Origin of the sequence: Pseudomonas sp. PS01299, from assembly GCF_029960145.1 — a bacterium.
GTDB classification, from domain to species: Bacteria; Pseudomonadota; Gammaproteobacteria; order Pseudomonadales; family Pseudomonadaceae; genus Aquipseudomonas; species Aquipseudomonas putida_A.
In genome coordinates this window covers 1-12121 of the sequence record NZ_JASCPO010000057.1, presented here as the reverse complement: position 1 = coordinate 12121, position 12121 = coordinate 1, and the positions used below count along the sequence as shown (strand labels likewise).

Sequence of the window (12121 nt, the reverse complement as noted above, 5' to 3'; positions counted from 1 at the left end):
GCGACCATGCTCGATTGCGACGGTCCCAAGCCCTTTAAGGATTCAAAAAAATCTCGTTATAGAGGTCTGTCCCGTAAGCGGTAGATTGTGGTGCAGCTTCGATCAGTTTGAACGTCCTGCGCCCGTCATCACACCGCTCGGCTCGAAGAAACATGGCGTTTTTCAGCCGTAGTGCGTAGATGCTTTCGGCGAAATCATAGAGGTGTGTAACGAAGAAGGTCTTAACGTGTTTTTCAATCAGCGCCCGGGTAATCTGCCGCGCAATTTCCGATCCTTCGCGTTCATTGGTCGCCGCGAACGATTCGTTGAAAAGCAGCATGGAGTGGGAAGTAATCAGGTCGGCCTGATGACTAAATCTACTCAGTTCCTCGTCCAGTTTGCCGCTGGTCATCGTGCTGTCCTCCTCCCTTTTGTAGTGAGTAAACAGCGCATCACAAATATTGGCGCAATAGCTTTCTGCGGGAACGAACATACCGCTTTGCATCATGAGCTGGCAGATACCAACGCTACGAAGAAACGTCGACTTTCCACCTTGATTAGCCCCTGTAATCACGACCAAGTCTTTGCCATCCGCAACCCCATCGTTTCCGGTAACCGGGCTGCGCGAGATGAGCGTCAGGCAGACGTCATAGAGGCCGGCAAACCTGTGCGTGCGCTGATCAGGAGCAGTCGGCACAGGGAAGCAGATAGGGCGACTTTTCTGCATTAATTGCTCGTATAAATTCAAGCATCCCATGTAAAAAGCCAGTTCTATACGCAGCATCTCAAAAAAGCTGGTTACGTGGTCGGCTGCTTGTGCGAGCGAATTCGCCACAAGGTTCGCACCTCGATCCTTTAGCTCTGATAACGCTCTCGCCCCATTTTCATCACGCTCGGCAATATGGAGCGTGTAAGAAATAGGGGATTTCTGAAAAATCCTTTTAATCCAGGGATCTTTACTCTTAGTGGGTTTCCTGAGCGTATAACTAACACCTCTATTACCGGCTCCCAACTGCGCACTGACAAGAAATCCTTTCGGCAATTCAAGCTCCGCAAGGTGCGCCCCCAACTCCTTAAAATATTCGTCCGAAATTTCATCCTTGATGACATCAAAAAATAATGAAAAGCCATCAGAACTGAATTTTCCAGCATGCTCACCGGCAATACTCCTCAGCCTTTTCAGCATTTCTGTTTGCATGCCGAGCAACTTTAACGATCTGTGCATGATCGTGACGGGATATCGACTGAAGATACTTAAATAGATACTTTTCTCAAGTTCAACAGCTTTTACTGCGACGGCATAAATGCTTTTAATTACCTCGGAATTATTCAAGCAGTCCTTCAGAACATCCTGACGAAAAATGATCTCGTCCACCTCCATGTTCAACCCGCACAACACTGCTACCTTAGCAACACCACCAAGAAATTTATCGCCTTGAGCCATGGTGCCGAAGAGGGTTTCCAACTCAAGATCCTGACATAAGTCTGCTTCATTTTCAGGAAGCGGTTGGTTTAAATCAAAATCCCGAGATCTGTGCATCAGGAACGCTTTCATGATTGGATACGCTCCTTTAAAAGGTCATAGGTGAGTCGATGCTTTTTGGCTATGGCCAACGCGTACATAAACCTCTCAACAGGCCTCCTTACAATCTTAAAGGTTCGCTTTGACGGATCATCCTCATCGACAGTGCTAAGCATGCTTACTGTGCTATCGCTTATAAACGACAACTCATGGATAAACGTCACGCAGACGCAAAGCACATCTAAATCTAATATGCGCTCCATAACCTTCCGCCCCAGATACTCTGCATCACTGGCGGTTGTTGAGGAAAATATCTCATTGATGATTATTATGCTTTTTGACGTTGCTGCGTCTAATATCCTTCGGGCCCTGACCAAGTCATCCTGTAACTTACCTCGCAGATTCTTAACGTCTTCCTCCCTCTCAAATAGCACGAAAATCTTATCTGACAGATAAAGTTCTGCCTGAGCGCCGGGGACCGAGCAGCCAAGGGCGGCAAGATGATGGGCCTGCCCGAAGGCACGGGCAAACGTGGTCTTTCCGCCTTGGTTGGGGCCAGAGACAACTAATACCCGTTCATTACCCTTGAGGTAAAAGTCGTTGTCCACAACAGCTACATCATTTCGTACCAGTTTTTTTGCCAATGCCAAATCAAAAAAACCAACGGCACTTACTTCCTTACTATTCGTTAATATTTTTGGGTAACAAAAGATTAATCCTGCGACTTTGAGAGTGGACAGATAAGCCAGGTAACTCATGTAAAACTGGACTTCACGATCAAAACTCACAACGAGTTCATCTTGAAAGCGCTGGTTTTTTATGCAGTAGTTCTCCAGTTCCAAGAAGACGTCAGGAAATAGTAGAGCCACCCGCTCTAGGATTCCGGCCTCAACATGGTCCATATTGGGCGACTCTATAAATTTCGACTTATAGTCTTTCACCTCTCCCTGACGAAACCGAGCGAATGTCTTATCTATAAGAACGCTGAAATCAATTTCAGAAGAGTAATGCCTGACGGCAACCTGGTTATCCTTTATCAACAGGTTGTACTCTATCGACGACAACTTTGACGCCAGTCGTTCCGCTTCCACTTTTAGCGTCACAAATTGCTCAGAAGCAACATAACTTTTCAAATAGGCTTGAAGTCGTGTTAATCCTCGCGACGTAAACAGATAGACGCTCAGGCTTCTCTCAAAGCAAACAAGCGATTCACAGTACATTTCTACTGCGATTAAAAAGTAGCGTTCCTTCTGAAGCTTGTAATAGAGTTTTTCCGCCTGAATCAGCTGCTCTCGCATTACACGCATAGAGCTGGAGAAAAACTCAATATCTGCACGAACGGGAGAGCCTTCAATTTCCCTCATGACTTCTTGGCGGTACAAGACTTTATCAAGGGTATCTAGAGGGCTATAAAATAATGGTCTTAGGTTATATTCATCTTTGCCTATGACATCATCAATGATCTGATCAAGGTTCAGGTCCCTTAAATAGCTCGGCGGCACCTGAGCAAGATGGCTATTAGCGTCAACCTGACCGGAAAAGATAATGCTGTGAAATGCAAGAGAAGACTCTATGTCGCACACAGAGCCGGAAGTCGTATGGGGCGGGCAGATGTAGCATGCAGCTTGCTCTACATCAGGAATTCCAGAAATAGGCGAGACCTTTAGGTCCATTGTCCTGTCCTCGTAAAGCGGACAGGACGCAACACTACGCACCCTGTCCAGGGTTTACGTAGGCATCATCAGCACAGGGCGGTTAAAAAGGAGGAATGCCATCTCCTGAAAATCAGCGTAGCACCATTTTGTGGGACCACGCACAAGAAGTATGTGTCCGCTCGACGACTAGCGTGCAGAGAGTTCTACGGTTTTTCGCAGCTATGCTCTCCTGAGACGGGCCAATTTCAGGGTTCCCGCTGCCATCAAGAGTGCCGCAACAGCAAAGGCAAATATTGGCGAAATGGCAGTCCAGAGTACGCCGACTGCCGTGCTGGCAATCAGCTTGGCTGTGCCATTGACAGTGCCCAGCGCGCCATAGCTCATGGCCAACGTCTCACTGCTCACCATATCTGCTGTCACCGTCGACTCCAACGCCTCCTGCACTGCGACATACAAGCCTGCGACGAAAAAGATAGCGGTCAACATGACGATGCCATCCAGGTCGACCGAGAATGCCAACACAGTAAGAACCGCCGTCAAAGTGCCCAGCGCGTAGCCCACCACCAACATGGGTAGCGAGCCGAAACGATCTGCCAGCATGCCGATTGGATAGGAAACGGCGACCTGCACCACATTCCGCCAGACGTAAAGAAGCCCGGCAACTTGTGCCGCAGGCACGATCCCCATTGATGGCGTGAGTAGCTGTGTTGCGGCAAGGATCAGCAAACTGTGGGAGAAATCGCCAGCGCCGAAGACACCCACTGCGCCCAGATAGCGCTTGAATCGGGTAGGCAACTGTCGAAGTGCTGCGAAAAACTTCAGTTCGGGGTTACGTGAGTGTTCAGGGTCTTTCACCAGTGTCAAGAACGCGAGTACCGCTAGCGCTCCAGGAATCACGCTGAGCCACAGCACAAAGCGAAATGGCCCCGCAGCATCTTCCCACGACATTGTCTGGGCCCAACCCAGTATTGCAACGCCCAGTAAAGGGCCGATCACTGCGCCCAGCGTATCCATTGCTCGGTGAAAGCCGAAGGCTCGCCCGCGTGTCTCAGGCGTCACCGCCTGGATCACGATGGCATCACGCAGCGGACCTCGTAATCCCTTGCCAAACCATGAGATTAAACGACCTACCAGGATCAGCGGCCAACCCAAAGCTAGTGCCAGAAATAGCTGGCCAATCGGAGTCAAGCCATAACCCACAACAACCAAAAGTTTGCGGTGGCCCAGCTTGTCGGCAATGTAGCCTGACACCATTTTGGTGTAGCTCGCTAGGGCATCGGCGACCCCTTCGATAATCCCCAGTGCCGCGGCTGGCACGCCCAATACGGCAAGAAAACCAGGCAGGATGACCGTCGTTGTTTCGTAGCAAAAATCCCCCAGTGCGCTGGTCAATCCTGCACCCACCACTGTCCGGTTGAGCCATGACGGTTTTGGGGATGTAACGATCTCTGCGGCGGCACTAGCCTCAATCGATTTTTCGTCCGGTTTCGTCATTTTGGCGTCTCTGTAGTAAGGAGCTTTAATCCCCAAACGTTGGGCGAGCGTATGAGGAATCATTAGTCAATCTCGAAGGTTGCCAATACGGGGTAGTGATCAGATGCCATGTCCGTCACAGGACTGCGTATCACTTCATAGGTCCGCGCAAACCCTGCCAACGCGTGCGACGCAAACATGTAGTCACATCGCATGTGCGCAAACTCAGTGCCGATAAATTGAGCTGCGGGAACTGTTGGTACCTGGCTTTGCTTTAGCGTGTATCCGATATCGATCCATCCCGCAGCTTCGAGGCCCGCTATCACCGAATGGTCGACGCTCCTCAAGTCATCTGAGAGATAGCGGAAGCGATGATGTGGGGGTAACTCGTGGAACCCGACCGGTTCAGGATCTCGGGGAGAGGATGAGTTGAAGTCACCGGTTAATAGCGTATAGACATCGGGGTTCGCCTGAACGGCCAGATAAGCCGCTTCTCGACGCCTTACGGCCGGACCATTTGGGCAAAGGTGCGCACAGATGAATGTCAGTGTACGAAAAACTCCAGGTATCGAAACTTTCAGCGTGGCAAGTGCATGGTGAAAGTGCGCACTGTCCGATTCAAAGCTCAGAGGCTGCAAAGGTGACCGAATAAAAATCACCACATTCTGCCCGGTACGCGGTGCAGCCGCCATGAAACCTCGCATCCCCAAACGCTGCTCCAACTCATAAAGCAGGGCGCTCCCGTTAAGATCAAAGCCTTTAGCCTCCTGCATGAGAAATACATCAGGCTTCAGGTCGTTGATCAATTCGGTCTGGGCCTGTGCACGGCGATTATCGACACCGTCTCGCCCACCAAACAGAGTGTTGTAAGTCAGCACAGTCAGTTTCACGGATTTCCCCTTTAAGTGTGGCTAGCGATTTTCATCCTGGGCCTCGAATACCCGTTGAGCGTAGGTATCGAGGAGCGATTCACAGGTCAGTAGCCGTTGCTCTGCCTCGTGGAACAAGTTGGCGCCGTAGAAATCGAGTTTTCGAATTTTTTCGAGCCATGCCTGCAACTTCTTCAGATCCACGTCGTTTTCTTCCAACTCGGCATAGGTGAAGTGCTCGGCGGCCGTTTCCTTTGCAATTTCAGCTTCGAAATCAGTGCACTTATCCAAAAGCTCCTGGTACTCCTCGTCTCTGTCTGCCTTGAAACGACCCACGACTTTTTCTTCTTGGGAACGATCAAGCGCAATAGTTTCCAAAATGACCGACTCGCCCGCCATCTCCGCAATATCGTTTTCCAGCATCTTCAGCCGTCGGACGTGGTCGTCACTTTTAGGCAGAAGGCATACCCCGTTTTGGAGATAGACAGCTCCCATACCCTTGAGTTTTCGCCACAATCCGATGCGTTTTTTGGCAGGCTCGGATGGGACCTTGTACGTAAGCAGTAACCAATTTTGTGTCTTCATTGCTCAATCCTAATATTACGACCGTTACATTTAAAGTGTCGAATCAATGACTTTATAGTGCACCAAATTGACATTTAAGGCTAGCTCGCTAGCTCAAGGCCGCTCATGCGAGCGCAACGGTTACTGTTGGGGAGCATGAGCGTGGGTCGGCAGGGGGGACCTTGAGATGAACGGATCCATGTCGATAACGAGAGAACTCTCGCGCGCTCACCGAGAGCCATAAAGGCTTTGGTCATTTCACATATCCTTCACGCGTAGTGAATCAAACTAAAAAAGCCGTAACAAACTACCACTGAAGTCCGCCGCAAAAACAAGGGCAGTTCATGATTGAAAAAACAAACCTTTTGATTACGCTACTGATCAGTTTTGCAGTGATCCTGACAATGCGAATAATATTTCAACATATAACTGCATACACAATTAAAAAAGGAAAAATATTAATTCAATCAGCTTATACAGCAGTCAACAAACAAAAAACCATACAACCTTTCCATCGCGTTCATTACATCGCCAGGAGACTAAACCCCAACCAGTTCTGCGGACTGCCGATAACAATTTTATTTTTTTTGGCGGCCATAATTGTTGCCTTGATGGTGGCGCTACTAAGTGCGCTGCTGCTCAGCGACAGCCTCGCAACTCTTGACCAGACGGTAAACTCTTTTTTCGCCCCCTTTCGCTCTCCATTGCTTGTTAAATTATTCGTAGAAGTGACCTCCCTTGGTACTATTGCAGTAATGGGCTTGACGGTATTTGTTTCGTCCGCATTGCTTTGGTCATTTAATCGTCGCCAAGCACTGCTCCCATTCTGGACAACATTCATGGGCGCGGAGATTACTACTTGGATCATCAAGTATGCTGTTGACCGATCCAGACCATCATTCTTGGATGGCATCACTGAGTTGAATCCCTCTTTCCCAAGTGGACACGCAACTGCGGCAACTGCGGTTGTCGGTTTTATTGGATATATAATAGCCCGGGATTTACCGAATTTTAAACAACGATATGAAGCCAGTTTCTGGTCGGCAGTTTTAATCGGCGCTATCTGTTTCAGTCGAATATTTTTGAGCCTTCATTACCTGAGCGACGTTGTCGCCGGATTTTTAACCGGCTGTTTTTGGCTTTTGATAGGCAGCGTTATTTTTGAAACGAAGCGCGCGCAACAAACTCGAGCGTTGGCGTAACCAGCCCTATGAACATCTCATAGGAGCGCGCTTTGAACTGGTCAAGTAACACGGACACCGATTATGGTGTTTATGCCGCTTTGTCCTCCGGGATCTGAGATACAGATGGGTAGTGCCGCCACACCCATATGAACAAGGGAATTGCGAGCAGTTGGGTGACCACGCAAAACGCGATGGTTCCAGTGATTGATCGATCGTAGAGAAATCCGATCACCGCACTGCCGATAAACCAGAAAATGCCGTAGCCAGCGGTAAAAAGCCCGAAGGCAGCGGCGCGATGCTCGCTTGGCACCAGCGGTGTGACCGCCGCAGGAATGATCGACTCGTGCACCCCCATGCCCATCCCCCAGATCGCTGCGCCCAATAGCGCCAACTTGAAGCTTCCGAGAAACACGAGCGGAGCAAATAACGAGGCGAACAACGTGAGCACAACCAGCACTCGAAACCCAAAGCGGTCAAATAACCGACCAAATAGCAGCGACGAGCCACCGCTGACCGCCATTGCCACTGAGTAGAAAATGGCGATCCACTGCGAGGGCATCGCATCGGTGTGGGCGAAGTGATAAGCCAGCAGCGGGTAGTCTGCAAAGCCCATCGCCACGAGGCAGGCACCCATCAAATAAATCCAAAAAGTACGCGAAAAGCCCCTATTTCTAGCGTCCTGAGCTAAGCCTTCGTCCAGTTCCTGCGGCCGAGGGTAGATCAGTCGAGCAATCAGCACGAAAATCAAATTGAGTGCTGCGGGCACGAGCAGCACAGCAAAGGCCATTCGATAGCTACCGTAATGGGTCAGTACGATAGCCATCAGTAACGGGCCGAACATGGCGCCGAACTGGTCACACGCCTCATGGATGCCAAACGTCCACCCATAACCACCAATATGTTTGGCCGCATACGAGAGCATCACGTCACGCGGCGGCATGCGAATCGCGCGGCCGATCCGCTCAAGGATTATAAACACGGCAGCGCTCTGCCAATTATGAGTCAGCGCCAGCATAGGCACTGCGGACATCTGAATCACATAACCGGTGATTGCCGTGGGCCAAAATCGGCCCGTTGCGTCGGCAAATCGTCCCGAGAAATAGCGCAGCCCATACCCGGCCAACTCGCCGAAACCAGTTACTACGCCGACCACAAAAGCGCTCGCCTGCATCGAGGCCAGGAACGGGCCCAGGATGCTTCGCGAGCCCTCGTGCGTAAGGTCGGCGAAAAAGCTAAGTACGCCGATCAGTAGCACGAACCGCATCGCAAGGCGACTGCCAGGCTCTTTACGTTTCGCAAAAGTTTGGTTGGGTATAGCCATGGCGACTCACCTTTTTGATCATCAGCCGGACCCAATGGCCTTGGCTGACAATTTCTCAGACAAAAATGAATGAGTGACAACTTCAATAAATTCGATCTTCGATCAAGGGGCTTATTAGATGCACTGCGATGATGCCCATTAAGGGTACCAACAGCACACCGATGATTAATTCGGGATATTCCCAAAAACTGAAGCGTATTCACTTTTCGAGGTCATTCTCAACAACTGCGACATTTTTTGCGAAAAAGCCAGAACGCCCAGGCAATAACAAGTCAAAGCCTCAAATCGAGTACTTCGATGAGGTATCAGGCGGCTGACCAACAAGCTCATCACGATGTTGGCGAGGAAAAGCCCCACCAAGCTAGGCGTCGAGCCCGTGCATAGCCATCCGACTAGAGTGTAGTGGTCAACTAATCCCGGACATGACATTAAGTTTTTTCTCGGCCTGATCGGGCGCTAGCCCAGCGTTGAATCGACAGGTCTCGACCCGGTGTTCGTGGCGGTAGAACTGGTGCTTGAGTCGGGAAGCTTGAGCGCCGATCACATCCTGAATGTTCTAGCTCGACTGACCTCCACTGCACCACCTCCTTCCGTAGAAACCAACCTGCAACTCAAGGTAGCGCCTGTCGCCAATACGGCGCGCTACGACCGGCTCCGTACAACCGATGAGGAGAATCGCAATGCGTGACCTAATGGCGGAACTCAAAGAGCTGCGTCTGCATGGCATGGCCGGCGCTTGGGAAGAACTGGCTTCTCAAGGAGAAGCCTCGACCACGACGTCGAAGTGGCTGCTCGAACATCTGCTCCAACAAGAACAAGCAGATCGCGCCGTACGCTCAGTGAACCACCAGATGAACATGGCCAAACTGCCCATGCATCGTGACTTGGCAGGCTTCGACTTCAATGCTTCCAGCGCAGATGCCCGTCTGGTCAAAGAGCTGTCCAGCTTGGAGTTCACAGAGACCGCGCAGAATGACGTGTTCATCGGCGGGCCAGGAACCGGCAAAACATATTTGGCCAGCGCCCTGGCTGTGTCCGGAATCACGCCCCATAACAAACGAGTGCGCTTCTTTTCCACAGTGGATCTGGTCAATCTGCTGGAGCGTGAAAAGTACGACGGCAAGAGTGGCCGAATCGCTCAAGGGCTGCTTCGGACAGACCTGGTGATACTCGATGAACTGAGGTATTTGCCCTTCAGCCAGAGCGGCGGCGCGCTGTTATTTCACCTGCTGTCCAAGCTATACGAGCATTGTGATCACGACCAACCTCAGCTTCTCGGAATGGTCGAGTGTGTTCGGCGACGCCAAGATGACTACAGCGTCGCTGGATCGGTTGACACACCATTGTCACATCGTCGAAACGGGCAACGAGTCCTACCGCTTGCAACACAGCACTCTGGCCGCGCAGACAAAGATCAAATCACGTGAACGAAAGCGCAAGGACGAAGATGGTATCGAGGACGATGAACCGTTTTGATCTGCACCATAAACACCCTGCCGCATGCCTTTATGCGCTGGGGCTTGATGACCGTTCAACCGGAACACTGCTGCTAAGGAAACTCTGAAGAAGACTTCCTGATTTTGGCAAAATACCAGGACTCCACCCGCCGAGTTTTCCGATGAAACAGATGACCTTCGCTGACGCCGAGTACGCAGGCAAGCGTAAGCAGACCCGCAAAGAGTTGTTCTTGATCGAGATGGATCAGGTGGTGCCGTGGAACGGCTTGATCAAACTGATCGAGCCGTTCTACCCGAAGGGTGAAGGCGGTCGTCCGGCTTATCCGTTGATGACGATGCTGCGTGTACATTTGATGCAGAATTGGTTCGGTTACAGCGATCCAGCGATGGAGGAAGCGCTGTACGAGACCACCATCCTGCGGCAGTTCGCCGGGCTGAATCTGGAGCGTATTCCCGACGAAACCACCATCCTCAACTTCCGCCGACTGCTGGAGAAACACGAGCTAGCTGCCGGCATCCTGGCCGTGATCAATGGCTATTTGGGTGACCGAGGGTTGTCGTTGCGCCAAGGCACCATTGTCGATGCCACGCTGATCAATGCGCCCAGCTCGACCAAGAACAAGGACGGTAAACGCGATCCAGAAATGCACCAAACCAAGAAGGGCAACCAGTACTATTTCGGCATGAAAGCGCACATCGGTGTGGATGACGAGTCAGGTGCTGGTGCACAGCGTGGTGGGCACAGCCGCCAACGTGGCGGATGTCACTCAGGTCGACAAACTGCTACACGGTGCGGAGAACGTGGTCTGCGCCGATGCCGGTTATACCGGCGTCGAGAAACGTACCGAGCATGATGGGCGCGAGGTGATCTGGCAGATCGCGGCACGCCGCAGTACTTACAAGAAGCTGGGTAAGCGTAGCGCTCTATACAAAGCCAAGCGCAAGATCGAGAAGGCCAAGGCCCAGGTACGCGACAAAGTCGAGCACCCGTTTCGGGTGGTCAAGCGCCAGTTCGGTTTTGTGAAAACGCGCTTCCGTAGCCTGGCCAAAAACACCGCGCAACTGGTGACGCTATTCGCTCTGTCGAATCTGTGGATGGCACGCCGACATTTACTGACCAGTACAGGAGAGGTGCGCCTGTAATGTGGGAAATGACCGTTGCGAGGTGCTCGCGGCGGCTAAAAGCTCAGAAATAAGCGGATGATCTGATCGTTTTGGTCGATTCGCCGTTTTCAAAATCAGCGGAGGCTGAAGTCAGCCAGAAAAGCGTGACTACTTCAGACCATCCCTAAGCTTATTCACAATTGCTGGGACAAAAAACAGCAATCCGCCCTGGGTCAATTTTCAATCGGCAGGGTGGGGATGCGGACAAAAACTTGGACTGGTTATGCCGCGAAGCCCAGGCTTTCACGATACTCAATGGGACTGAGCGCGCCGAGGGAAATCTTTATACGTTTTTCGTTGTACCAGCGAATGTATGAATCCAAGGCCTGAATGAACTGCTCGATGCTCGTTGACTGCCAGTTGCGAGGATAGAACAGCTCCGTTTTCAGTCGGCCGAAGAAACCTTCACAAGCCGCGTTGTCAGGTGAGCAGCCTTTGCGCGACATCGAACGAATCAGCTTCGCATCAGCGATGCGCGATAACCAGCCGGGCCAGCGGTAGTGAGCGCCACGATCGGAGTGAACAACAGGCCGTTTATCGTTGCTGGCCACCGTTTCGACAGCGGCATCCAGCATCGTGTTCACAAGCTCGGCGTCGGGACGCGTGCCGATCGACCAACTGATTACCTTTCCATCGAAGCAGTCGATCATGGGGGACAGGTAAACCTTTCCGGCCGGGATCTGGAACTCCGAGATGTCGGTCAGCCATTTCTCATTCGGAGCTAGGGCCGTGAAGTTGCGGTTGAGGAGGTTTTCCGGCGCCGGACTGATCTCCCCGAGGTAGGAACCGTATCGACGCCGTTTCGACTTGGCGACGACTAGGCACTCCTGCTTCATCAAGCGCTGCACCACCTTCTCTGAAAGGCGCACACGCTGCCTGCTCAACGAAGCTCGCATCCGACGGTAGCCATAGCAACGATGATTGCGCTCGAAT

General features: G+C 51.5%; 9 protein-coding genes, 2 pseudogenes and 1 riboswitch. Of the genes and pseudogenes, 4 read left to right on the top strand and 7 right to left on the bottom strand.

Annotated features, from left to right (window positions below; genetic code table 11):
• Positions 1-34: 34 nt before the first annotated feature.
• The 5 genes from QMX91_RS12785 to QMX91_RS12765 form a co-directional block, all read right to left on the bottom strand.
• Entirely contained in the window at positions 35-1534 is a 1500-nt protein-coding gene (locus QMX91_RS12785) for a DNA mismatch repair protein MutS (RefSeq protein WP_282412804.1), read from the bottom strand.
• A complete protein-coding gene (locus QMX91_RS12780) occupies positions 1531-3174 on the bottom strand; it encodes a DNA mismatch repair protein MutS (RefSeq protein ID WP_282412803.1) in 1644 nt (547 codons plus the stop codon). Before QMX91_RS12780 ends, QMX91_RS12785 begins: the two co-directional genes overlap by 4 nt.
• Before the next feature lie 52 nt (positions 3175-3226).
• Positions 3227-3289, bottom strand: a riboswitch (Fluoride riboswitch).
• An 86-nt stretch (positions 3290-3375) separates the two neighbouring features.
• The gene (locus QMX91_RS12775; protein WP_282412802.1) at positions 3376-4650 is read right to left on the bottom strand and encodes an MFS transporter; all 1275 of its coding nucleotides are present in this window, start codon (positions 4648-4650) and stop codon (positions 3376-3378) included.
• A 62-nt stretch (positions 4651-4712) separates the two neighbouring features.
• Entirely contained in the window at positions 4713-5519 is an 807-nt protein-coding gene (locus QMX91_RS12770; RefSeq protein WP_282412801.1) for an endonuclease/exonuclease/phosphatase family protein, read from the bottom strand.
• 21 nt (positions 5520-5540) lie between these two features.
• Positions 5541-6083, bottom strand: coding sequence for a Chromate resistance protein ChrB (locus tag QMX91_RS12765; protein WP_282412800.1), 543 nt, complete (start codon positions 6081-6083; stop codon positions 5541-5543).
• Positions 6084-6406: 323 nt separating this feature from the next.
• Between QMX91_RS12765 and QMX91_RS12760 the strand changes: the two genes are divergently transcribed.
• Entirely contained in the window at positions 6407-7264 is an 858-nt protein-coding gene (locus QMX91_RS12760; protein WP_282412799.1) for a phosphatase PAP2 family protein, read from the top strand.
• A 70-nt stretch (positions 7265-7334) separates the two neighbouring features.
• Here QMX91_RS12760 and QMX91_RS12755 read toward each other — a convergent pair whose 3' ends face one another.
• Positions 7335-8567 carry an MFS transporter gene (locus tag QMX91_RS12755; protein WP_282412798.1) on the bottom strand — a complete coding sequence of 411 codons (1233 nt, stop codon included), beginning with the start codon at positions 8565-8567 and terminating at the stop codon, positions 7335-7337.
• 478 nt (positions 8568-9045) lie between these two features.
• On the opposite strand from QMX91_RS12755, the pseudogene QMX91_RS12750 reads away from it, so the two are divergent.
• The 3 genes and pseudogenes from QMX91_RS12750 to QMX91_RS12740 form a co-directional block, all read left to right on the top strand.
• Positions 9046-9255: pseudogene (locus tag QMX91_RS12750) on the top strand (IS21 family transposase); the annotation flags it as partial.
• Entirely contained in the window at positions 9248-9994 is a 747-nt protein-coding gene (locus tag QMX91_RS12745; protein ID WP_349016833.1) for an ATP-binding protein, read from the top strand. The pseudogene QMX91_RS12750 and the gene QMX91_RS12745, both read left to right, overlap by 8 nt.
• A gap of 191 nt (positions 9995-10185) precedes the next feature.
• A pseudogene (locus QMX91_RS12740) lies at positions 10186-11167 on the top strand (IS5 family transposase).
• A gap of 242 nt (positions 11168-11409) precedes the next feature.
• Here the strand turns inward: QMX91_RS12740 and QMX91_RS12735 are convergent.
• A partial coding sequence (locus QMX91_RS12735; protein WP_282412797.1) for an IS3 family transposase occupies positions 11410-12121 on the bottom strand: 712 nt, incomplete at its 5' end.